General features: G+C 66.0%; 19 protein-coding genes and 1 pseudogene. 12 read left to right on the top strand and 8 right to left on the bottom strand.

What is annotated here, in order from left to right:
- The first annotated feature begins 6 nt into the window (after positions 1-6).
- The 11 genes from KBY95_RS13910 (at position 7) to gltS (ending at position 14,513) form a co-directional block, all read left to right on the top strand.
- Positions 7-3,417, top strand: coding sequence for an efflux RND transporter permease subunit (locus KBY95_RS13910; protein ID WP_254965749.1), 3,411 nt, complete (start codon positions 7-9; stop codon positions 3,415-3,417).
- On the top strand, positions 3,417-3,701 hold the full coding sequence (locus KBY95_RS13905) for a hypothetical protein (protein WP_254965748.1): 285 nt from the start codon (positions 3,417-3,419) through the stop codon (positions 3,699-3,701). The genes KBY95_RS13910 and KBY95_RS13905 overlap by 1 nt, the downstream gene beginning before the upstream one ends.
- A 108-nt stretch (positions 3,702-3,809) precedes the next feature.
- Positions 3,810-4,922 carry an efflux RND transporter periplasmic adaptor subunit gene (locus tag KBY95_RS13900; RefSeq protein ID WP_254965747.1) on the top strand — a complete coding sequence of 371 codons (1,113 nt, stop codon included), beginning with the start codon at positions 3,810-3,812 and terminating at the stop codon, positions 4,920-4,922.
- 6 nt (positions 4,923-4,928) lie between these two features.
- Positions 4,929-8,228 carry an efflux RND transporter permease subunit gene (locus KBY95_RS13895; protein WP_254965746.1) on the top strand — a complete coding sequence of 1,100 codons (3,300 nt, stop codon included), beginning with the start codon at positions 4,929-4,931 and terminating at the stop codon, positions 8,226-8,228.
- 94 nt (positions 8,229-8,322) lie between these two features.
- Positions 8,323-8,808 carry a hypothetical protein gene (locus KBY95_RS13890; protein ID WP_254965745.1) on the top strand — a complete coding sequence of 162 codons (486 nt, stop codon included), beginning with the start codon at positions 8,323-8,325 and terminating at the stop codon, positions 8,806-8,808.
- 145 nt (positions 8,809-8,953) lie between these two features.
- Positions 8,954-9,790 carry a LysM peptidoglycan-binding domain-containing protein gene (locus tag KBY95_RS13885; RefSeq protein WP_254965743.1) on the top strand — a complete coding sequence of 279 codons (837 nt, stop codon included), beginning with the start codon at positions 8,954-8,956 and terminating at the stop codon, positions 9,788-9,790.
- 245 nt (positions 9,791-10,035) lie between these two features.
- Positions 10,036-10,662: a 20S proteasome subunit A/B gene (locus tag KBY95_RS13880; protein ID WP_254965742.1), complete on the top strand. Its 627-nt coding sequence runs from the start codon at positions 10,036-10,038 to the stop codon at positions 10,660-10,662.
- 13 nt (positions 10,663-10,675) lie between these two features.
- Positions 10,676-11,662: a glutaminase A gene (gene glsA, locus KBY95_RS13875; protein ID WP_254965741.1), complete on the top strand. Its 987-nt coding sequence runs from the start codon at positions 10,676-10,678 to the stop codon at positions 11,660-11,662.
- Positions 11,663-11,731: 69 nt separating this feature from the next.
- Positions 11,732-12,736 (top strand): AI-2E family transporter, encoded by a 1,005-nt coding sequence (locus tag KBY95_RS13870; RefSeq protein WP_254965740.1) that lies wholly within the window; start codon positions 11,732-11,734, stop codon positions 12,734-12,736.
- A complete protein-coding gene (locus KBY95_RS13865) occupies positions 12,681-13,295 on the top strand; it encodes a hypothetical protein (RefSeq protein WP_254965739.1) in 615 nt (204 codons plus the stop codon). The genes KBY95_RS13870 and KBY95_RS13865 overlap by 56 nt, the downstream gene beginning before the upstream one ends.
- 6 nt (positions 13,296-13,301) lie before the next feature.
- Positions 13,302-14,513 carry a sodium/glutamate symporter gene (gene gltS / locus KBY95_RS13860; protein ID WP_254965738.1) on the top strand — a complete coding sequence of 404 codons (1,212 nt, stop codon included), beginning with the start codon at positions 13,302-13,304 and terminating at the stop codon, positions 14,511-14,513.
- A 12-nt stretch (positions 14,514-14,525) separates the two neighbouring features.
- Here the strand turns inward: gltS and KBY95_RS13855 are convergent, their stop codons facing one another.
- Positions 14,526-15,878 (bottom strand): carbohydrate porin, encoded by a 1,353-nt coding sequence (locus KBY95_RS13855; protein WP_254965737.1) that lies wholly within the window; start codon positions 15,876-15,878, stop codon positions 14,526-14,528.
- A gap of 13 nt (positions 15,879-15,891) precedes the next feature.
- The gene (locus KBY95_RS13850) at positions 15,892-17,538 is read right to left on the bottom strand and encodes an alpha-D-glucose phosphate-specific phosphoglucomutase (RefSeq protein WP_254965736.1); all 1,647 of its coding nucleotides are present in this window, start codon (positions 17,536-17,538) and stop codon (positions 15,892-15,894) included.
- A 115-nt stretch (positions 17,539-17,653) separates the two neighbouring features.
- Between KBY95_RS13850 and KBY95_RS13845 the strand changes: the two genes are divergently transcribed.
- A complete protein-coding gene (locus KBY95_RS13845; RefSeq protein WP_254965735.1) occupies positions 17,654-18,079 on the top strand; it encodes a hypothetical protein in 426 nt (141 codons plus the stop codon).
- A 12-nt stretch (positions 18,080-18,091) separates the two neighbouring features.
- Here the strand turns inward: KBY95_RS13845 and KBY95_RS13840 are convergent, their stop codons facing one another.
- The 6 genes and pseudogenes from KBY95_RS13840 to KBY95_RS13815 all read right to left on the bottom strand — a co-directional run.
- Positions 18,092-18,559 (bottom strand): hypothetical protein, encoded by a 468-nt coding sequence (locus KBY95_RS13840; protein WP_254965733.1) that lies wholly within the window; start codon positions 18,557-18,559, stop codon positions 18,092-18,094.
- A 35-nt stretch (positions 18,560-18,594) separates the two neighbouring features.
- Entirely contained in the window at positions 18,595-19,797 is a 1,203-nt protein-coding gene (locus tag KBY95_RS13835; protein ID WP_254965732.1) for an FAD-dependent monooxygenase, read from the bottom strand.
- 38 nt (positions 19,798-19,835) lie between these two features.
- The gene (locus KBY95_RS13830; protein ID WP_254965731.1) at positions 19,836-20,108 is read right to left on the bottom strand and encodes a hypothetical protein; all 273 of its coding nucleotides are present in this window, start codon (positions 20,106-20,108) and stop codon (positions 19,836-19,838) included.
- 17 nt (positions 20,109-20,125) lie between these two features.
- The gene (locus KBY95_RS13825; protein ID WP_254965730.1) at positions 20,126-21,556 is read right to left on the bottom strand and encodes a phosphatidylserine/phosphatidylglycerophosphate/cardiolipin synthase family protein; all 1,431 of its coding nucleotides are present in this window, start codon (positions 21,554-21,556) and stop codon (positions 20,126-20,128) included.
- 76 nt (positions 21,557-21,632) lie between these two features.
- Complete coding sequence (locus KBY95_RS13820) at positions 21,633-21,839, bottom strand: hypothetical protein (RefSeq protein ID WP_254965729.1); 207 nt, start codon at positions 21,837-21,839, stop codon at positions 21,633-21,635.
- Positions 21,839-22,009, bottom strand: a pseudogene (locus tag KBY95_RS13815) (DUF4912 domain-containing protein); the annotation flags it as partial. The gene KBY95_RS13820 and the pseudogene KBY95_RS13815, both read right to left, overlap by 1 nt.

Below are 22,009 nucleotides of genomic sequence, written 5' to 3'. Positions count from 1 at the left end.
TGCCTGATGTCTCCTTCGAACACGTTCATCCTCAGGCCGGTGCTCACAACGGTGTGCAGCCTGTTGATCGTGATCTCCGGTCTGATTGCGATCCCGCTGTTGCCGATCGAGAACTTACCGGACATCGCGCCGCCGACGGTGAGGGTCACCTCCCGGTATGTGGGGGCCGACGCTGTCAGCGTCGAGCAGGGCGTGACAAGTGTGCTTGAGCAGCAGATCAACGGGGTGCAGAACATGGAGTTCATCACCTCCAACAGTGCGGCCGATGGCTCCAGCGCCATCTCCGTCACCTTTGCCAGCGGCAGCGACGGCGACATCAACCAGGTGAACGTTCAGAACCGGGTCTCCCTGGCCCAGCCGAGCCTGCCTGAGGAGGTGCGCCAATCCGGCATCACGGTGAACAAGGCCTCCAACTCCATTCTGCTCGTTTACAACTTCACCAGCGAAGATCCAAAACAGCAATTCAGCCTTGAGACCATCAGTGGCCTGCTGGATCAGAACCTCACCGATGCTGTCCGGCGGGTTCCGGGTGTCGGTGAACTCACCTACTTCGGTAACCGCCAGCTGGCCTTCCGACTCTGGCTCGACCCGGATCGCCTGGCGGCCAACAAGCTCTCGGCCGCCGACGTGGTGCAGGCCCTGCGCAGCCAGAACCGTCTGGTCCCCGTTGGACGGATTGGCGGAGCTCCCTCCCCAGAGGGCCAGAAGTTCACCCTGACCGTGCAGCTGCAGGGACGGTTGCGGACCACCGAGGAATTCGGGGCGATGATCCTGCGCTCCACTGCTGAAGGTGGCCTGGTGCGCCTGAGCGACGTGGGACGGGTGACGCTGGGGGGCGAATCCTTCGACATCGAAGCCTCCGACCTGCGCGGTGTCCCATCGGTGGGCATGGCGATCTACCAGCTCACCGGCAGCAATGCTCTTGATGTCTCCAGTGGCGTGGAGGAGGTGATCAAGGAATTCACCGAGACCATGCCGGTGGGCATGACGATCCAGAAGATCTACGACAACACCGAATTCGTCGAGGCTTCGATCGACGGCGTCACCACCGCCCTGCGGGAAGCGGTGGTGCTGGTGGTGCTGATCCTTTTCCTGTTCTTGCAGAATTGGAAGGCCACCCTGGTGCCGGCCATCGCCATCCCGGTGGCCCTGGTGGGCACGTTCCTGTTCGTGAAGGCTTTCGGCTTCACCCTCAACCAGCTCACCCTCTTCGGTCTGGTGCTGGCCGCAGGACTGGTGGTGGACGACGCCATCACCATCATCGAAGACACCTCGACCAAGAAGGCCTCGGGGCTCAGTGCTCTCCAGAGTGCCAAAGCCACCATGGATGAGTTGTTCGGCGCGGTGATTGCCACCACCCTGGTGCTGTTCGCGGTGTTTGTTCCGGTGCTGTTCTTTCCCGGGGCCACCGGAACGATCTACAAGCAGTTCGCTGCCACGATCATCTTCTCGATCCTGATCTCCACCTTCAACGCCCTCACCTTCTCGCCGATGCTCTCGGCCCTGTTGCTGGCCCGGGAGAGTGAGCCCCCCAGCCGCCGCACCTATGCCATCTCCGGGGTGTTCATCGGCTTCGTGTATGGCCTGCTCGCCAGCGGCGGCGGCACCCTGGTGGCCCTGGGCATGCTGGCGCTGGCCACGGGGGTCGGCTTTGGCCTGCTTCTGCTCACGGGCCTGCCGCTGCGGCTGCCCTTCGCGATCGGTGGCGCCGTCTCGGCCCTGTTGCTGGCGGGGGTCAACAGCCAACTGGAGGTGCTGATCTACACCCTGATCGGCGGGGTGCTGGGTTGGGGGGCTCCTTTCCTCTTCCGCCGCTTCAACGTCCTCTATGCCGGTGTGGAGCAGCGCTACCAAGCCGGGCTGGGCTGGGTGCTGGGCAGGCGTCGTCTGATCATGGCCCTGCTGGCCGGGGGTATCGCGCTCACCGCCTTCGCCTTCACCTCGATCCCGACGGGTTTCGTGCCCGTGGAGGATCAGGGCTATGCCATCGGCTTCGTCCAGGCCCCCGACGGCGCTTCTCTGGAGAACACCCGCCGCATCAATCAGCGGGTGGCCGAAATCCTGCGCAGTGAGAAGGACATCACCTCGGCGGCGGTGTTCAGCGGCGCCAGTCTCGATGGCAATGCTCCCAACCGGGGCCTGTTCTTCTTCGGCACCCGCAACTGGGACGAGCGCACGTCCGATGCGCAGTCGGTGGCGGCGATCACCCAGCGCCTCAACCGCAAGTTTTCGGTGATCGAAGAGGCCCGGATCATTGTGGTTGAACCCCCCGCCATTCCCGGCTACGGCACGGGCGCGGGTTTCGAGATGCAGATGCTCAACCGCAGCGGTGGCTCCCTCACACCCGCGGATTTCTTCGCGGCGGCCACCCGGCTGGTCGGCCAGGCCAATCAGAGCGGCCTCTTCGACCGGGTGTTCACCCAGTTCTCTCCTGAAGCCCCCCAGCTGCAGATTCTCGTCGACCGCGACCGCATGGCCGCCCTGGGGGTGGACTACGGCACGGCGATGCAGACCTTCAGCTTCAACATCGGTTCGTTCTATGTCAACGACACCTTTGATGCCGGCAGGGTGCGCCGCATCTTCGTGCAGGCCGATGAGCGCTACCGCACCAATCCTGAGCAGCTGAAATCCCTGTATGTGCCCAACGCCAGCGGTGATCAGATCCCGCTGTCGGAGTTCATCCAGGTGGAGTCCGTCACCGGCCCGTCGGTGATCCCCCGTTTCAACCTGTTCCGCTCCATCAAGGTGGAGGGGTCCGCCCTGGCCGGGCGCAGCTCCGGCCAGGCGATCAAGGACATCCAGGATCTCTTCAACAACCTCTCCACCACGGGCGTCGGCTACGACTGGACCGGCATCTCCCGGGAGGAGGTGAGCGCGGGAGCCCTGGCGATCGTGATCTTCGCTCTCGGGATTCTCGCGGTGTATCTGGTGCTTTCAGCCCAGTACGAGAGCTACAGCGATCCCTTGATCATCCTGATGACCGTGCCGACGGCCATGCTCGGCGCCCTGGCCTTCCTGGCGCTGAGAGGTGAAGTGCTCAACATCTACGCCCAGGTGGGGTTGGTGATGCTGATCGGCCTGGCGGCCAAAAACGGCATCCTGATCGTTGATCTCGCCAACCAGCGCATGGAGGAGGGTGCCAGTGCCCTGGAGGCGGCGCGGGCCTCGGCCCTGTCCCGCTTCCGGCCGATCCTGATGACCGCCATCTCCTCGCTGTTCGGCTTCCTGCCCCTGGTGTTTGCCAGTGGTGCCGGCGCCCGTAGCCAGGCGTCCCTGGGTACGGTGGTGTTCGGAGGCCTGGCCGTGGCCACCGTGTTGTCCCTGTTCGTGGTGCCGGTGTTCTACGTCGTGGTGAAACAGCTCACAGGCGCTTCGCCTCCAGCGATGGCTGAGGCCCCGGCGGGCGAGGCGTCCTGATGCCGGCCCCCTGCCCACCCCTGAGTGGCCGGCGGGTGCTCTTTGCAGGGATGATCACGGGTCTGGGGGGGCTGGCGATCGCCCATTTTCTGCGCGCCATTGTGGCCAATACCCCCCTGCGGATCACCCCTGAGGCCCTGTTCTGGAGCACGGTGGTGCTCGGAGGCTTCGGAGTGGTGGCCGGCATGGCGGTGGAGGCGGTGCGCCAGTTGCAGGAATCCAACCCGGAGCCCGATTACCACCGGCGCCATGGCCGCCGTGGTGGGCCCGGTCCCCGCGCCTGAGGGGCCGCAAGGCGAGCCGGACCAGTGGGGTGATCGGGGCTTTTCCGGTACGTTGCAGAGGTATGGACCGGTTCTGTGCGCTGGCAGGCTTTCCCCCCTCTCCTTCCCTTGGCGCTGCTGCTGGTGGCCTGCGGCTCTGTTAAGCCCGAGGCCCGCCAGCCGCTGGTGGTGCAGACCGTGATCGTGGGGGAGTTCCGCTTCGCCCCGGGCATCGAGACGATCAGCGTCATCGAGTCCACCTCCAATGTGGTGATGCGGCCCCAGTCGGATGGCCGGGTGGTCCGCATCCTGGCCAGGGAGGGCCAGCGGGTGAAGGCGGGTCAGCCCATCCTCGTTCTCGACAACGTGCAGGAATCGGCCACGCTTGATGCGGATCGGGCCGAGGCCATCAAGGATCGCGTCAACGCCGAGCGCTACGTCTTCCTCAATGAGCAGGGGGCCGTCTCGACCAAGGATCGAGATGCCTACATCACCCAGGCGATCCAGAGCCGGGACCAGGCCCGCTCCAGCGCCGCCACCCTCGGCTACAAGTTCGTCACCGCCCCCATCGACGGGGAAATCGGCAACCTCGACTCGGTCAAACTCGGCGATTACGTGCGCCAGGGCCAGGCGATCACGGGAATCGTCAACAACAGCTCCCTCTGGACCCTGATGGACGTGCCGGCCACCCAGTCCAGCCAGGTGAAGATTGGCCAGCCGGTTCAGGTGGAGAGCCAGGGCAATCCACCGGTGAAGGGCGTGGGCCAGGTGGTTTTCGTCTCCCCCTACTTCGCCACCGCCACCGAGCAGGGCTCTTCCACCCAGCCCAACACGGTGCTGGTGAAGGCGGAGTTCCCCAATCTCACCGGGATCCTCAAAACTGGCCAGTACGTGCGCAATCGCATCATCACCGGCATCAGCAACCAGCTGGCGGTACCGGTCGAGGCGGTGATGATGCAGGCCCAGCAACCCTTCGTTTACAAGGTGCTGCCCCTCGCCACGATCCTGCCCCAGATCAAGGCCTCCGATCAGCTGTTGCCAGCCCAGAAGCAACAGCTGGAGAAACTTCCCGGCACCACGCCCGTGGTGGTTCAGACGGCGGTGACGCTCGGCAAGTTGCAGAACAACGCCTATCCGGTGCTCTCCGGCCTGGCCAAGGGGGATGAGGTGGTGGTGAGCAACACGGCCCTGCTGCGCTCCGGCATGCCGGTGCGGCGGGCCGCTGCCCCATCGGCGAGCTGAGCCCAGATGTCGTTCTCCGATAACTTCATCAAGCGGCCGGTCCTGACCACCGTCTGCAGCATCCTGATCGTGCTGGTGGGTCTGATCGCCATCCCCACCCTGTCGATCGAAAACCTCCCCAACATCGCCCCACCCCTGATCCAGGTGACCTCCAACTACGGAGGCGCCAATTCCCTGGTCACCGAGCAGGCGGTGACCAACCCGATCGAGCAGCAGATCAACGGGGTTCCCGGGGCCAATTACATATCCTCGACCAGCAACATGTCTGGGACGAGCACGATTCAGGTCTTCTTCAACGAAGGGACTGACATCAACATCGACCAGGTGAACGTGCAGAACCGCGTCTCCCTGGCGATGCCCCAGTTACCCCAGCAGGTGCAGGCCACCGGGGTTTCGGTGATGCAGAGCACCCCGTCGATCCTGCTGGCCTATCAGGTCACGTCGACGGAAGGCCAGTTCGATGCTTCCTATCTCAATGGTCTGATCTATCAGAACCTTTATTTTCAGCTGGAACGGGTGCCCGGTGTGGCCACCGTCAACTTGCTCGGCGGCAGTAATCCTGCCTTCTGGTTGTTCGTTGATGCCAACAAGCTGACCGCCAATAACCTCACCGCCGATCAGGTGGTCAATGCGGTGAGCAGCCAGAACAGCGTGGCGATCGGTGGCCTGGTGGGGGGACCGCCTGCTGGGGGCAACCAGAAGTTCGCCTACCCGATCCTGGTGGAGAACAACGGCAATCTGGTGTCCGTCGAGGAGCTCAACAACCTGATCGTCGGTCGCACGCCTGCCGGCAACCTGCTGCGGCTCAAGGATGTCGGCGAAGCCACCTACGGCACCAACACCTACGCCCAGCAGGCCGTCAGCATTGAAGGCCACCCGTCGATCACGGTGGCGGTCTTCCAGACCCCCGAGAGCAATGCCCTCGACGTCTCGAACCAGGTGGTGCAGGTGATGAACCAGTTCACCCAGACCGTCCCCCCGGGGGTCAAGGTGTTCGAGATCTACAACATCGGCCAGTTCATCGAATCGGCCGTGGAGGGGGTGATTGATGCCCTTGGCCTGGCCATCGTGCTGGTGCTGCTGATCCTGTTCCTGTTCCTGCAGGACTGGCGGGCCACGGTGGTGCCCAGCCTGGCGATTCCGATCTCCCTGATCGGCACCTTCGCCTTCATCAAGATCTTCGGTTTCTCGATCAACCAGCTCACCCTGCTGGGCCTGGTGCTGGCCACGGGCCTGGTGGTGGATGACGCCATCGTGGTGATCGAGGCGGTGGAGAAGAACCTGGAGAAGGGCATGCGCCCCCGCCAGGCCGCCATGGAATGCATGGGTGAATTGTTCGGTGCCCTGGTGGCCACCGCCCTGGTGCTGATGGCGGTGTTCGTGCCCGTGGCCTTTTACCCCGGGGGCATCGGCATCATCTACAAGCAGTTCGCCCTCACCATCGCCTTCTCGATCGCCATCTCCGCCTTCAACGCCCTCACCTTTTCGCCGATGCTCTCGGCCCTGCTGCTGAGGAGCCAGAAGTCGGCGCCTCCGGGCCGGCTGGTGGGCATCATCGGTGGCGTGGTGGTGGGCCTGGCCTTCGGCCGTTTCAGCGCCGCCTCCTTCGGCAACCTCACGTACGTGTTGGGCGTCGTGGCCGGTGTGCTGGCCGGCGCCAATCTGGTCTGGATCTTCAACCGCTTCAATGCCTTCTTCTCCCGCCTGGAGCGCGGCTACGCCGCGATGGTGGGGGCCCTGATCGCCCGGCGCCGCTGGATCCTGGTGGGTCTGGGCGGCGGCATCGCCCTGACCCTGTTCGCCTTCAGTGCCCTCCCCTCCGCCTTCATCCCTGAGGAGGACCAGGGCTACGGGATGGGCATCTTCCAGCTCCAGAACGGTGCCTCCCTCAGCCAGACCCAGGGCACCGCCCTGGAGGTGGCCAAGGTGCTGAATGCGGAAGAGGAGATCATCGCCGGTTCGGTGGTGAGCGGCTACGGCTTCAACGGCGCCAGTCCTGATCAGGGGGTGTTCTTCTTCGGCTTCAAGCCGCTCGAGGAGCGCAGCGGCGCCGACCAGAAGGCGCCGGCGATCGTCAACCGGCTCAACGCCAAGCTCAGCCAGATCAGTTCCGGCATGGCGGTGGCGGCCCAGCCGCCGGCGATCCCGGGCTTCTCCGCCCAGGGTGGCTTCTATTTCCAGTTCAACGACCTCAGCAACGGGGCCTTCAGCTTCAACGAGCTCAATGATCAGGCCAAGCAACTGATCCAGGCGGGTACGGCCAGTGGCGGTTTCTCCACTCTCTACACCCAGTTCATCCCCAGCGCCCCGGCCTTCGGGCTGAAGATCGACCGCTCGATCCTCGGGGCCCTCAACGTCGACTTCCAGCAGGCGATGCAGACCATCGCCGTGCTGGCGGGCAGCAACTATTCGGGCCTCACCTATGAGAGTGGCCAGGTCAGGAACATCTACGTGCAGGCGGCATCCGAGAACCGCAGCTCCCTGGAGGATGTGCTCAGTTACTACGTGCGCAGCAAGGACAACAAGCTGGTTCAGGTGTCGGAATTCGCCAGCGCGGAACTCACCAGCGCGCCTCCGGTGATCAGCCATTTCAACCTCTACCGCACCATCCTGATCCAGGGGGCCGAGGCGATCGGAACGAGTTCCGGCCAGGCACTGATCAAGATTCAGGAGCTCTTCCATGCCCAGGAGTTCAACAACATCGGCTATGCCTTCACCGGTCTGGCTGCCCTGCAGCTCTCCGCTGGCAATGCCAGCGTGCTGGTGTTTGGCCTGGGGATCCTTGTGGTTTACCTGGTGCTCTCGGCCCAGTACGAGAGCTATGTGACCCCGGTGATCATTCTGATGACCGTTCCCCTGGCCATGCTCGGAGCCCTGGCGTTCCTGGCCCTGCGCTCGATCGATCTCAACATCTACGCCCAGGTGGGATTGGTGACCCTGATCGGGCTGGCGGCCAAGAACGGCATCCTGATCGTCGAGGTGGCCGAGCAGCACATGAAGGAGGGCCTGACGGCAGCCGAGGCCGCCATCGCTTCGGCAGAGTCGCGGCTGAGGCCAATCCTGATGACGGCCATCGCCGCCCTGGCCGGCTTCTTGCCCCTGGTGGTGGCCACCACCGCAGGGGCCAACAGCCAACAGTCGCTGGGGACCGTGATCTTTGGTGGCCTGCTGGTGGCCACGGTGCTCTCGTTGGGGGTGGTGCCTCCCTTCTACGTGGTGGTGAAGGCCCTGGAGGCCCGCTGGTTCGGGGAGTCCGAGGCCGACCAGGCGGATCTGATCGTTGCCCAGGACCAACCCCCCGTCTAGGCGATGTAACGAAACAGGCGCTGGGCTGGGTTCGGCATTGCGGTCGCTGGGCCAGGCCGTGAGGATCTCCCAAAGGGGTTGTGGAGAGATCACCATGCTGCCGACGCTTGCCGAACGGCTGCGAGAGCAGCAGGCGAAGACCAGGGGTCGGCGGCCGTCGCGCCAGCCCTGGCCCCTGCCCACCGAGCCGCCCACCGCCCTGTTGTTCCAGCCGCGTCAACACACGGCTGATCCGATCACTGTGGCCACTCCGGAAGCCGTCGCCTCTCCGGAACCCGTACCCGTGGCCCCTGCCCTGAAGGAACCGGAGACCATGCTGCCGACTCCGCCCCAGACCAGGACGGTTCTGGCGGAGGCGCTGCTGCTGCTCTTCTGGGCCGTGCTGGTGCTGATCGATGGGACGTTGGCGCTGGCCTCCCTGATCGATCGGTTCGCGCCCCGTGAGCGCACAAGGCCGGGGCTGCATCGCCAGAGGATCACTCCGGCGGCGTCATCCTCTGCCGGAGTTTCTGATCCTCCCGAGGACAAGGAAGCCAAGGCAGTTCTGCAGAGATGCCGCTCGTTGGCCGCCTCGTTATGAAGCAACTTTGTAACGTGTTGATGTAACGCTTCTTTGATACATCGCGTCCGTCTGGCTGGCGATCGTCGGGCCCGGCTTGGCGCGCACCTCTGGTAGTTTCGTTGTACAGAGAGCGGTGGCGATCGTGAGTCGAAAGGTCGTGGCCTTGAAAGGGTTTCTGATCGCCCTTGCTTTTTGCTTCGCTGGGTTCGGCTTTATCCCCGAGGCGTTCGCCCAGGCGGTCCCGCCTGTCCGCAGTGTGCGGGTCGTCCAGGGGGACACGCTTGAGGCCTTGGCCGCCCGCTATGGGGTGACTGTGCAGGAGTTGATGCGACTCAACAAGATCACCCGGCCCGAGGAACTGCAGATCGGCCAGTCGCTGAAGCTGCCCGCCGCAAAGGGCCTGGTGCAGGTGCGCACGGGCGACACCCTGGCCGTCCTGGCGGGCCGCCACCGCACCACCGTGGCGGAGCTGCAGAAGGCCAACCCAGGCGTGAAGCCTGACCAGCTGAGGGTCGGCGCCTGGCTGAAGCTGCCGCCGTCGCCTGCTGCAACAACCACGGCCAAGCCTGCCCCCAAGCCCTCCGCTGCCCCCAAGCCCTCTTCTGCTGCCAAGCCCCCGGCTCCGGCCAGTCCGCCGGCGCTGAAGGCTCCGGTCCCCACATCGCCCCCTTCGCCCCTGCCGCCGAAGCCTGCCGAAGCGGTCCGCTGGAAGTTCTATGGCAACACCCTCGTCGACTGGGGCGGCTGGAAGCTCCATCCCGGTGGGGTTCGGGTCAGCTTGGTTCAGCCCACCCCGGTGGAGGTCGGACCGATCCGGGCGCAGGCGACGGCCGTGGCGGTGCATTGCAGCAGCCTGCGCCAGGCCTGGTTGATCAACGGGGCCTGGGAACCCTGGGCGGTTCCTGAGGGGCGTTCGGTGGCCCAGCAGATCGTCCTGGATCTCTGCGCCAATGTCAGCGATCCCATCGCACCGGCCGTTCCGCCCCCTTCCGCCCCTTGAGGGCTGGGCCACCAGAAGCGTCAGTGGGGGGAAGTGACCGTGATCACTTCCTCGGTGATTGTTCGTGGGTGTGAGCTAGAATCAACCTTCCGTAACTGCTGCCTTTCTCGGTGACGTATTGCATCGGCTACTGGTTGGAGAAGGGCCTGGTTATGGTCTCTGATTCACGCACGAATGCGGGAGTTGATTATATTTCAAGCTACAGTAAGATGCATGCCTTTCAGCCGTCATCGGATCGGCTTTTCGTGCTCCTGGCGGCCGGAAATCTGGCCACCACCCAGGCTGTGGTCAGCTGGATCCGCCGCGATCTCGATCGCCCCACCGAGGCCTTTGGCGCGGGGGTAAGGGATCTGCGCTCCTGTGATTTCCTGTTCGAAGCGGCCGCCTACGTTGGCCGGGTGAGTGTGGCGGTGCAGCAGGAGAATGGGGCTGCCCTGCAGCAGGCGGGGGCCAGTGCGGGGGCCTCATTCATCCTGGGCGGCCAGATCGCCGGGGAGGCCCACGGTTTGTATCTGGTCTATTCGCAGGGCAACGCCATCATGGCCACCCGCGAAACCCCCTACCTACAGATCGGTGAAACGAAATATGGCAAACCCCCCCTCGATAACGTCGGTCATACCAACCTGTCCCTGGAGGATGCCGCCCGGCTCTGCCTGATTTCGGAGGTGCTCACCCAGCGCTCCAATCTCAGCGTGGGACCGCCGTTTGAGTTGGCCATCATTCCCACGAACGCCCTTTCGATTGCTCACCAGTTGACCTTTGGGGCGGACGCTCCAGAGCTTGCCGCCATGATCGAGACCTGGAGCGATGCCCAGCGGGAGGCGCTGCATCGCCTGCCCAGCTTCCCCTGGGAGCAGCCATCGCCAACCTGAGCCCTCTTACGCTATGTGGTCCGTCTCCGAATGGGTATCCAACGGCCACCTGCCCACCGCCGAGGTGGTGCAGGATCTGGTGGCCGAGGCCCATCGCCGCTTCGCCCCTGTTCTCGATGGGCAGGTGGCCGACTACATCCCAGCCCTGGCGGCGGCGGTACCCGGGCATTTCGGTCTCTGCGTGTCGAGTTGCGGTGGCGCCTTGTTCGAAGCGGGCGAGGCCCGGGAGTCGTTCAGCATCCAGAGCATTTCCAAGCCGTTCCTGTTCGCGTTGATCTGCCAGGCCATCGGTGAGGAGGCGGCCCGCGAGAAGCTCGGCGTCAACAGCACCGGCCTGCCGTTCAATTCGGTGCTGGCGGTGGAGCGCAGCGGCGAGGGCCTCTCCAATCCGATGGTGAATGCTGGCGCGATCGCCGCCACCAGCCTGGCGCCAGGGGCCAGCAGCGAGCAGAAGTGGGCCTTCATTCAGGACGGTTTCTCCCGTTTCGCCGGCCGGCGCCTGGAGATCGACGAACAGGTCTTTGAATCGGAGTTGGCCACCAATCGGCGCAACGTCGGTCTGGCCACCCTGCTCAGCGACCATGACCGCATCTGGTGGGATCCCGATGAGGCCACCGAGCTCTACACCCGCCAGTGTTCCCTCAGCGTCACGGCCGCCGACCTGGCCGTGATGGCCGCCACCCTGGCCAACGGGGGGCGTCAGCCGGTCACGGGCGAGAAGGTGATCGCCGCCATCCACTGCCAGCACGTCTTGGCGGTGATGGTCACCGCCGGGTTGTACGAAACCTCCGGTGACTGGCTGTATGCCACCGGCCTGCCGGGGAAGAGCGGGGTAGCCGGCGGCATGATCACGGTGGCCCCGGGGAAAGGGGGCCTGGCCACCTATTCACCGCCCCTGGATGAAGCGGGCAACAGTGTGCGCGGCCAACTCACGGCTCGCTTCCTCTCGGAGCGGCTGGGTCTCAATCTGTTCGCCTCCAGAGCAGAGGGAAACAGCTGAACCAAAGCAGCTGCAAGGGAGCAGGCCCTGGATACCTACAATCAGCTTCAGCATGGGCCTCTTGCCGCCATGATCAGCACCACCAATCTCGTGCGTTATCTGCTCCTGGTGGCCTGCATCGGCGTCACGGTGGTGATCTTCAATTACTTTTCAGGCACGATTGCGATGTTTACGGCGGCCGCGATCGTGGCGTCGCTGCTCAACGTCCCGGTGACATGGCTGAACCGTTACTTGCCGCGGGGATGGGCGATCGTCGCCGTTTCCTTCGCCGCCCTGATTCTCCTGATTGGCTTTGTCACTGGCATTGGCCTGCAGGTGTTGAATCAGGGCCAGGGTCTGTTGCAGGATCTGCAAGGCACCTTGAAACAGCAGGATCTGACGCCCCTGCATAAATACCTTGCGAACTATGGATTTGACCGAATCACCACGTTGCTACAGGAAGGATTGCTCACCGGACTGGGCTTGATGCGGAGTCTATTTTCCGGCGTCTTTACAGCAATTTTTGGTGCGGTGATCAGTCTCTACATGCTGATCGATGGCGGGAAGCTCTGGAATGGTTTTCTGCGGCTGATTCCAGAGCCCCACCGTGATCGGTTTGCTGCGGTCTTTCTGCAGAGTGTGGTGGGATTCATTCGCGGTCAGCTGCTGCTGATGATGTTTCTCACCATCTCAACGGCCGTGGTCTTTCCATTGCTGGGCGTGAAGTACAGCTTGATTCTGGCGGTGATCGTGGGGGTCCTCGATGTGATCCCAGGCATCGGTGCCACCCTAGGCATCATTTTGATCTCAGTGATGGTCTTCTCCTCCCAGGGGGTAGACATCGGCTTGCGGGCCTTGATCGCTTCGCTGGTTCTCGGTCAGATTCAGGACAACATCGTCCATCCCAGGGTGATGGGCAAGGCGATGGCGCTCAATCCGGTGATTCTGTTCCTGGCGCTGTTCATCGGTCAGCGGGTAGCTGGCCTGTTGGGGGTGTTTCTTTCGATCCCTCTGGCTGGCATGATCGCCATCTGGTTCCATGCAGAACTCCAGCAGCAGGATCCTGCCGTTCTCACCCCAGCAGGTGATGCCTAGGACTAAACCGCACACGCTCCCGAAGCCGACGGTGCGAGGTGTTGTCATCCGGCTGTCATGCTGGCCGTTGCTGATCTCTTTGGCTCCGCCCATGACTGTGATGCGTGTGATCACTCCGATCCTCCTGACCCTTGCCGCGACGGCGGCTGCAGGTGTGCCTGCGGCGCAGGCCAGCTGCCGCTTCCTGATGCCGCTCGGGGGCGGAGGCAATCCGGTGGTGTCCAAGCGCATCGGCCCGGACCGGCTCGTGGGTCGGACGAACTGGAACACCGACTTCATCGTTGATCGTGAGTTTCGCCGCTATCGCTTCTTCTTCACGTCGGCCTCCAGCGAGCGTGCCAGCTTCCCGGTGTCCGGATTCATGGTGTTCACCGACGGCAGCAACCTGCAGGTCATCAACGAAACACCGACGTTTGAACCTGGAACGGGCCGGATGTTCGGGCCTTTCCAAGCCGTTCCAGGCAAGCGCACCAGGCTGATGAATTTCCGGGTCGGGTCTTCCACCACGCCAGCCGCCCTTGGATTCAGTTATCGCATCTCTGTTCAGGGTTGTGACTGATTCCCCATGCAGTTTGAAAGTTTCGCGACCTTCAACATCGCCATCGTGGTGCTGGCCATCGGTCGCTGGCTGAATCGAAAGGTGGCTTTCCTGCGGGAGTTCAATATTCCAGAGCCGGTCACCAGTGGGTTGCTCGTTTGCATTCTATTGGCTCTGATCCATGGTTTCACAGGCCTGGAGATCGGATTCAACCTGCAGGCGCGAGATTTTCTGCTGCTTTACTTCTTCGCGGCGATCGGTCTCACGGCTGACATCAAGATGCTGCTCTCGGGCGGCTGGACTCTGCTGATCCTCGTGGTCAGCACCGTTGTCTTCATCATCCTTCAGAACCTCACCGGTGTGGGTATGGCCACGCTGCTGGGCTTCAACCCCCTGGTGGGGTTGCTGGGCGGTTCGGTGTCCATGCTCGGCGGCCATGGCACGGCGATCGCCTGGGCGCCAACGTTCGTCAATGTTTACGGCATCGAAAATGCCAAGGAAATCGGCATCGCCTGTGCCACTTTCGGCCTGGTGCTGGCCTCTTTGATGGGAGGCCCGATCGCCCGGATTCTCATCCGTGGCAACCGATTAAAGCCCGACAAGATCGTTCCGTTTGAAGACGGTTCTGGTGAGCCGGGGGCGTCCGTCAAGCCTGCCGCCTGGGAGTCTGTGACTTATTTCAGTCTGCTGCGAACGCTCTTCTGGCTGAACATGAGCCTGGGCCTTGGTGAACTGCTGTTCAAAGCCGTTGAAGCCAGCGGCGGCAAACTGCCTCTGTTTGTCTGCTGTCTATTCGCGGCGATCCTGCTGACCAACACCGTGCCGCGCCTGTTGCCGATCGGTTTTCTGGCCGCGCCCCGATCGCTGGCGATTGTCTCAGACATCTCCCTGGGCATCTTCCTGACGATGTCCCTGATGAGCCTGCAATTGTGGACGATCGCCACTTTGGCGGGTCCGATCATTGCCATCCTCGCTGCCCAGTTCACGATCGCCTTTCTGTACGTCATGGTTGTGGTGTTCCGGGCCATGGGAAGTGATTACGAAGCGGCCGTGATCTGTGCTGGTTTTGCGGGCTTTTCCCTTGGGGCTACCCCCACGGCGATGGCCAACATGTCGGCGGTGGCTCAGAAGTACGGTCCAGCCCGCCGGGCCTTCATCGTGGTGCCGCTGGTGTCGGGCTTCTTTGTGGACATCAGCAACGCCGTGGTGATTCAGCGCTTTCTCAACTGGCTCAGCTGATCCCGCAGCTGTTCAGAAGCGCAGCGTCGTTCGGATCAGTCCGGCCCACACCCCAAGGCTGGTGTCCCCCGAAGCGGCAGGAAAAAGCAGGGCCTGGGACAGGTCCGTGCTCCCGCCGAGGGCCCCACGCGGCCGGCTCAGCCAGAAGAGCGCCGGCGTCACCGAGAGCTCATCGCTGACCTGGATCCGGTAGAAGAGTTCGAAGGCCAACCCCTTGTCGTCGATCCCGCTCTGGCTGGGCGTCTGGATCGCGATCACTTGGGCCGGGGAGCCGGCGGCGAACCCCAGGCTGTTGCCCGCCCCCAGCACATCGCTCCAGACCAGGCCGGTGTACCAGGAGCGGCTGCGCACCCCCGAGAGGCCCGCTACCGCCGGGCTGCCGAAACGGAACCTGTCCTCTCCCCAGCCGGCGCTGATCGAGGGCAGCCAGCCGGAGCGGCGGGGCTGCCAGTAACCCGCCAGCGACCAGGACCCGAGGCTGCCGTCGCTGGCGCCGGCCGCCAGCTGGCTGGCCAGGGGGGTGCCCCGGAGCCTCACCTGGGGGCCGCTCACGCTGTAGGCCCCGGTGATGTTCCACTGGGGGCGGCTCAGGGCCAGCTGGAGGGTGCTGGTCTGGGAGGAGGACCCGGAGAACAGTCCGCCTCCCTGCTGTGATCCCCCCGCTCGGCCGGCCACGTAGGCGTAGCCCAGGCTCAGCCCCTGGAGCCCGCCGGTGGGCTGCCACCAGAGTCCGAAGCCGCCCCCCAGGCGCTTGCTGTAGGTGCCCGGCGATCCGGCGTACTGGAACAGATCCAGGATCGGGGAGGCGTTGTAGACGCTCGGCCAGACAGGGAGCATGTCGAGCTGCATGATCCGGGGACCGAAGCTGACGCGGATCTCCGGGCTGAGCGGCAGCTGCAGGTAGGCCCTGTTGATGTTGACCCGCCCACCTGAGCACCCCTCCTCCCCGACGCCGCAGGCCGGTTCCTGGAAGGCCACATCCAGCCGGCTCAGGGGGGTGGGCGGGTTGGAGAAGAAGCCGGAGGGGGCAAAGTTGCCGCTGCGCAGGCGAATCCGGAACAGGTCCTGGCCTGTGAAGCTCGTGTCGACCGTCAGACGCAGGTCGTGGTTGAAGCTGACGCCGTTCAGCAGCGGCCCCCCCGCCGCGGTGTTGCTGACGCTGTCCACCTCGCTGCCGCTGTATTGGAGAGCCCCCAGGACGCCATTGATCTGCAGGTTGACCGTGGTGGTGGTGGCGAAGCGGGTGGCCTCCAGCACCTGTGGCTGCTGAACAGGCAGCATCGGCATGTCCTGGGCCAGCAGAGGGCCCGAGGCAGCACCCCAGGCCGCTGCCAGCCAGGGGAGGGTGGCGCCAGGGGGCCTCATGGTGCCTGGCTACTCAGGTGATCACGGTGGGCCGCTCCATCCCGGTGCGCACCTTGATCTCGGCCAGCGCGTCGATGGCGGCGATCAGATCCCCCAGGGCCAGCTGGGGGTTCAGGCCGAGGTCGCCACTGGGGGGGACGTAGCTCTCCAGGTACACCCGCAGCGTGGCGCCTTTGGTGCCGGTGCCCGAGAGGCGCAGCACCACCCGGCTGCCGTCGTCGAGCAGCACCCGCAGGCCCTGGCCCTTGCTGATCGAGCCATCCTCCGGGTCGATGTAGCCGAAATCGTCGGCGGCCCGGATCGTGCGGCCGGCGAAGGCCTGGCCCGGCAGGGTGGCGAGCATCCCGGAGACCCGGTCGTAGAGGCCATGGGCGGCCTCACTGGCCACGGCTTCGTAGTCGTGGCGAGAGTAGTAGTGGCGGCCGAAGCGGCTCCAGTGGCCCGCCATCACCTCGGCCACCGAGCAGCCGCGCACCGCCAGGATCTGCAGCCAGAACAGCACGGCCCAGAGGCCGTCCTTCTCGCGGATGTGGTTGCTGCCGGTGCCGAAGCTCTCCTCGCCGCAGAGGGTGATCCGCCCGGCATCGAGCAGGTTGCCGAAGAACTTCCAGCCCGTGGGGGTCTCGAAGCAGGGGATGTCCAGGGCGCTGGCCACCACGTCGGCGGCAGCACTGGTGGGCATTGAGCGGGCCACACCGGCCAGGCCATCCCCATAGCCGGGGGCCAGGGTGGCGTTGGCGGTGAGCACGGCCAGGCTGTCGCTGGGATTCACGAAGCAATCCCGGCCCAGGATCATGTTGCGGTCGCCGTCGCCGTCGCAGGCGGCGCCGAAGTCGTAGGCGCTGCCGGCCAGCAGCAGGTCGGCCAGCTCGTGGGCGTAGGTGAGGTTGGGGTCGGGGTGGCCGCCGCCGAAGTCGGCCAGGGGCAGGCCATGGCGCACCGTGCCGGCCGGAGCCCCCAGCAGCCCCTCAAACAAGCGGCTGGCATAGGGACCGGTGACGGCATGCATGGCATCGAAGGCGACGCGGAAGTCGCCCCGCAGCAGGGCGGCGATGCGGTCGAAGTCGAACAGCTTCTGCATCAACGCCACATAGTCGTCGACCCCGTCGATCACCTCTACGGCCATGGCACCGATGGTGGTCGTCCCGGGGGCGTCCAGGTTCAGGGGCTCGGCATCGAGGATCCGATAGCCCTCCAGGCTGAGGGTGGCCCCGTGGATGGCCTCGGTGACCGATTCCGGTGCCGGTCCGCCGTTGGCGCCGTTGATCTTGACGCCGAAGTCCCCGTCCGGCCCGCCGGGGTTGTGGCTGGCCGAGAGGATGATCCCCGCCACGCCGCCGCGGCTGCGAATCAGATGGGAGGCGGCCGGTGTGGAAAGGATGCCGGCGGTGGTGGTGATCAGGCGGCTGACCCCATGGGCCGCCGCCATGCGGGCGATGACGTTGATGGCCGGGATGTTGCCGAAGCGGCCGTCACCCCCGACCACCAGGGTGCCTCCCTCGACCCCGGGCACGACCCGCAGGGAGGCCTCGATGAAGCTCTCCAGGTAATGGGGCGTCTGGAACTGGCGGGTGCTCTTGCGCAGACCGGAGGTGCCGGGCTTCTGGTCGTCGAAGGGGCGCTCCAGCGCCACCTGACGCAGCTCGGTCGTCTTCGCCATGGCCGGCGTCCTGGGACTTGGGGACGTCCAAACTACTTCCGTTGCTCCTTGCGGCCTGTCTTGGCAGGTAGCGCTGACAGGTCTGGCTAGTCTTTGGAAACACAATCATTCCCCCATGGCGTCCCTGTCGCTTCCCGCCACCTTGAGCCTGGCAGGTGCCGCTGTCGCCGGGGTCTTCCTGGTCAGCGCGACGGCGCTGGATCTCTCTTCCGCACGGGCGGCGGCCATGGGGGCCCCGAAGGCCCCCCCCTATGCCGAAGCCGTGACCCGCACCCACGCCGCCGCCGAAGCAGTGCTGGCCGGAGCGGGGGTGGAGTCCTGCCTGCGGGGCAAGCTCACCAATGCCCTGCTGGGGCTCTCAAGCAGCTGTGAGGCCAGCGGCGATCGCAACCCCCTCTGCCAACTGGCTGACAAGGCCGTCGTCGTCACCCCGATGAGCCTGGCCTTCATGCGCGACACGTCGACCCAGTTGCTGGCGTTGATCAAGGCACCGGGGGCCGGGAGCCCCCAGCCCTCAGCGAAGAGCTGCAGCGCCTGCTGAGCGGTCAGGGCTTCAGTTTTGATTGGGATTGATCAGGTTCAGACCTCCCTGGGGTCGGGGGGGGCCGCCAGCCGCCGGCTTTGGGGTCGGCAACTGCTGGCGGCACACCGCCGTGAGGCTGCGGGCGGCCCGGTCGATCGGTTCGCGGCGCTCGAAGCTGTTGCTGGCGGCCACCACTGACCGCTGACGGATGGTCCAGAGCGTGTCCTTGCAACTGGCGGGCAGACGCGGGTGGTCGAGCAAGGGGTTGGCCAGGCTGCGGGCCTTGTCGCACGGTTCGGCCGTGTTCTCGCGGCTGCAGGCCAGGGTGATCAGCTGCAGGGAGCGGAAGTCGGCGGAGGGCGGAAAGGGGGGCAGCTCCGACGCGGCCCGCAGCGGTGAGGCCCCCAGGAACGGCAGGCTCGCCAGCAGGGCCAGGTGTGGCAGGGACAGGCCCTGGAGGCGTGGGCCGGGGTGGGTGACGGAAACGGTCCGGTCCATGGCTGGCGGGGAGGTCCCCCAATCATGGCCGCCGTTCAGGGGTCCGTGCCGATCGCTTCGCTGCCGTGGCGCAACTCCTGCTGCGTGGCTCGCCAGCGCCGCTCCAGCAGGGGGCCGCTCCAGCGGGCGGTACGGGCCAGCAGACCCCGCAGCCGATGCCGCCGCCGCAGCAGATCGGCCCGGCGGGCCTCCTGCTCCTGCAGCTGCTGAATCCGCCGGATCTCCGGCAGCCGCGCGGCGGTGATCGCCGCTGTGGCCGCCTCGATGGCCGCAGGTCCACCCGCCAGCAGGGCGGGTCCCAGGTGCCGGTCGGCCACCAGGGCATCGCGCAGGGCCATGTTGATCCCCTGGGCCCGCAGTGGGCTCATCGGGTGGGCGGCATCGCCGAGCAGCAGCAGGCCGGGCCGTTGCCAGCACGGGCAGAGCCCCACCCGCACCGGCAGCCGCACCGGCCCCTGCACGGCCGATCCCGCCAGGGCCCGCAGCCGCTGGGCCAGGGGCTCGGGGGCGTCCCTGGCCCAGAGCTTCAGCCAGGCCTCGGGGCTGGTCGGGGTGGGGGCCTGGGCGGTTCGACCCGGCTCGATCGCCCAGCCGAGCTGAACGCCGCCGCGGGCGGAGGGGAACAGGGCATAGCTGCCGGCGGCGCCCACCACGGTCACGAAGCGGCCGGCCAGCCAACCCACGAGGGCCTCGGCCGCCGGGGCCTCGAGCCGGAACCAGAGCACGTCGAGGGGGCTCGGGGCGCTCTGCAGCGCCAGCTCTGCCTTGCGGCGCAGCGGCGACTCTCGGCCATCACAGGCCACCACCAGGGCGGCCTCCAGGCCGGTGCCGTCCGCCAGACGCACCCCGGCGACGCGGCCGTTGTGCAGCAGCAGGTCGGTGACGGCCTGGCCGTCACGGCAGCGGAAGCCAGGCTGGCGGCCCGCCTGGCTCAGCAGCTCCTGCAGCAGGGAGTCCTGGTCGATCAGGGTGCAGGGGACGGGACTGCCCATCGGCTCGGGCGCCTCGAACAGGAGCTGGCCGTCAAGGAAGAAGCTCCAGGCCGTCAGGGGGCGTTGGGCCACCGCCACTGGCAGCGGCTCCAGGCCCATGGCGGCCAGGGCCTCCAGACCGCTGGGCATCAGCCCCTCGCCGCGAAAGGGCCGGCTGCCACGGAGCGTGGCCTCGATCAGGTCGACCTGGAGGCCGCGGCGGGCCAGCAGCAGGGCCAGGCTGGCTCCGGCCGGACCTGCCCCCACCACCACCACCCGGGCGGAGGCATCTCCAGAGGGGCTGTTCAGGTGAAGGAGTTGTAGTTGAGGCCTTCTTCGGAGTTGGGGGTTTCCGCCCCCTGGAGGGAGTTCTTCATCCTGAGCAGATAGTCGACCAGTTCCTGCTGAACGGTCAGCAGCTCGCTGGTGCAGCCCCGGAAGGCGGCCCGGTGGCGGATTTCGTCGTGGCGGGTGTGCAGGTCCCGCAGCATCAGGTTGATGGCATCCAGGCGTGGGGTGACCTGGCGGGAGCTGGTGGTGGAGCCTGGAGTGGCGGCGGAAGTGGACACCGGGTCCATGGATCGTGTGCTAAGCGTTACGGAATCGTAGTCGTCACCGCGGGGGCGGATTCGGCAGCCCTCTGCGTTCCGCTGCCGCAACTGCGCCGCCGCTGCTCCATGCGACGGGCCAGCCGGCCGCTGATGCCCAGTTCGGCCCCGCGCCAGAGGCGGTCGACTTCCGCTTCGAAGTGGCGCGCCAGCAACGGGGAGCGGATCAGCAGCAGGGTTTCATCATTTTGGAATGCGGCACTGGGGCTCCAGTTGAAGCTGCCGCTGATCACCGCACGGCCATCGAGCACGGCGAATTTGTGGTGCATCTTGTCGCCCCGGGCCAGCTGGGGCGTGCCGACGCCTTCCAGGGCCTGGCTCCAGGGCCGGTTGCCCGCCTCGATCTTGCAGTTGTGGTCGGGCAGGGTCACGCCGAGCATGTCGAGGGTTTCGCTGAAGGCCCGGTTGGCGAAGCCTGGATCGGCCAGCAGGCGGATCTTCACGCCCCGGCCATGCAGCTCCTGCAGCCGGTCGGCCAGGTTCTGGCCGGAGAAGACGAACAGGGCCAGATCGAGGCGCCTGTTGGTGCTGGCCAGCTTGCTCTCCAGCCAGGCCAGGCCGTGGTTGGGATCGCGGCGGCGGTGGGGGGAGAAGAGCACCTCCACCGGCGTGCCGGCCACGTCGACCACCTGGGCGCCGCCAGCTTGCTTGGCGATGCCGAAGCGGCTGTCCGGTTGGCCGCCGGGGCCATCGCCCCAGAGCCGGGCGAATTCGGCGGCGAACACCCCGGCCAGGGCGGGGCTGTCGAAGCGCAGCAGATGGTTGACGTTGCCGCGGGTGCTGGGCGCGCCCGCATCGCCATGGACGCAGGAGGGGCTGAAGTTGGCCGATCCGGTCACAACCACCCGGCCATCGACCACCAGGAACTTGTGGTGCATCAGGCCGCTGCCGCGGCTGCCGTCGGCGGTGTCATCGAGCACCGGCACGCCGGCCCGCTGCAGCACGGCAACGGCGTCCCCCTGGCCGAGGGCCGCCAGCTGCTGCTGGCGCTGGCGCTGGTGGGGCGGCAGGTCCACCGGGTGCTGCTGGCTCCAGGGGGCGCTGTAGAGGTTCTCGAGCACCACCCGCACCCGCACGCCCTGGCGGTGCCGTTCCGCCAGGGCTTCGGCCAGCGCCGGCAGGGAGAGCTCCTGCACCGCCACCAGGATCTCCTGGCGGGCCTCGCGGATGCTTTCGAGCAGCAGCGCCTCCAGGTCATCCCCCTGGCGCCACTGACCGCTGATCGGGCTGCGGTAGCGGCTGTCGCCGCGGTGGTTGAAGGCCACCCGGATGCCCGCTGGCAGGGGCAGGGCCTGGGGTGATCCACCGCTCAGGGCGGCGGGTGCGGGGCCGCAGCCCCCGAGGAGCACGGGGAACGCCAGGCCGACGAGAGCCCCGGGGGCACGCCGGAAGGCACGGAGGCGGAAAGCAGGGGCCATGGGCTGGAAGGCGCGGGAGATTCCGCTGCTTCAGCCTTCCCGGTGGCGGACGTCTTGGGGGCGCCGCGGGGGCGACTCAGTGGTGGCCGGGCATCTCCGAGGTGCGGAGCATGGCGGCGAACCAGAGCGTGCCGATCACCACGGCGGCGATCACCCCGGAGGCGATGCTGACCCGCAGCATCAGGATCGGCACCACCAGCGGGAAGAGGATGGTGCCGGCCATGGGAGTCAGCGCCACGACCAGCTTGAGCAGGCCGCGGTTGGAGCTGGCGGTGCCGTCCATCAGAACCACTCAGCCACGGCCTGGCTGGCGGGGTTGCTGTTGTCTTCCGGCGTCGAGCGGCGGAACTCCATGGTGATGCTGCGCTTCTGCTCCCCATCGGCGGCCACGGCCTCGATCGGATAGAGCTGCTGGCCGTCGCGGAAGGGCACCTGCACCCGGAAGGTGCCATC

Origin of the sequence: Cyanobium sp. Aljojuca 7A6 (assembly GCF_024346455.1) — a bacterium.
In the GTDB taxonomy this organism is placed as follows: Bacteria; Cyanobacteriota; Cyanobacteriia; order PCC-6307; family Cyanobiaceae; genus Cyanobium.
Note: the sequence above shows the minus strand (reverse complement) of the source record. Positions and strands in the feature narration are given on the sequence as shown.

Excerpts from the sequence above, each read along its gene's own strand:
- KBY95_RS13890 (WP_254965745.1), top strand. The coding sequence starts at position 8,323 with ATGCTGCCGACGCTTGCCGAACGGCTGCGAGAGCAGCAGGCGAAGACC.
- KBY95_RS13870 (WP_254965740.1), top strand. The coding sequence starts at position 11,732 with ATGATCAGCACCACCAATCTCGTGCGTTATCTGCTCCTGGTGGCCTGC.
- KBY95_RS13850 (WP_254965736.1), bottom strand. The coding sequence starts at position 17,538 with ATGGCGAAGACGACCGAGCTGCGTCAGGTGGCGCTGGAGCGCCCCTTC.
- KBY95_RS13820 (WP_254965729.1), bottom strand. The coding sequence starts at position 21,839 with ATGGACGGCACCGCCAGCTCCAACCGCGGCCTGCTCAAGCTGGTCGTG.
- KBY95_RS13855 (WP_254965737.1), bottom strand. The coding sequence starts at position 15,878 with ATGAGGCCCCCTGGCGCCACCCTCCCCTGGCTGGCAGCGGCCTGGGGT.
- KBY95_RS13830 (WP_254965731.1), bottom strand. The coding sequence starts at position 20,108 with ATGGACCCGGTGTCCACTTCCGCCGCCACTCCAGGCTCCACCACCAGC.
- glsA (WP_254965741.1), top strand. The coding sequence starts at position 10,676 with ATGTGGTCCGTCTCCGAATGGGTATCCAACGGCCACCTGCCCACCGCC.
- KBY95_RS13865 (WP_254965739.1), top strand. The coding sequence starts at position 12,681 with ATGCAGAACTCCAGCAGCAGGATCCTGCCGTTCTCACCCCAGCAGGTG.
- KBY95_RS13910 (WP_254965749.1), top strand. The coding sequence starts at position 7 with ATGTCTCCTTCGAACACGTTCATCCTCAGGCCGGTGCTCACAACGGTG.
- KBY95_RS13840 (WP_254965733.1), bottom strand. The coding sequence starts at position 18,559 with ATGGACCGGACCGTTTCCGTCACCCACCCCGGCCCACGCCTCCAGGGC.
- KBY95_RS13905 (WP_254965748.1), top strand. The coding sequence starts at position 3,417 with ATGCCGGCCCCCTGCCCACCCCTGAGTGGCCGGCGGGTGCTCTTTGCA.
- KBY95_RS13825 (WP_254965730.1), bottom strand. The coding sequence starts at position 21,556 with ATGGCCCCTGCTTTCCGCCTCCGTGCCTTCCGGCGTGCCCCCGGGGCT.
- KBY95_RS13845 (WP_254965735.1), top strand. The coding sequence starts at position 17,654 with ATGGCGTCCCTGTCGCTTCCCGCCACCTTGAGCCTGGCAGGTGCCGCT.
- KBY95_RS13895 (WP_254965746.1), top strand. The coding sequence starts at position 4,929 with ATGTCGTTCTCCGATAACTTCATCAAGCGGCCGGTCCTGACCACCGTC.
- gltS (WP_254965738.1), top strand. The coding sequence starts at position 13,302 with ATGCAGTTTGAAAGTTTCGCGACCTTCAACATCGCCATCGTGGTGCTG.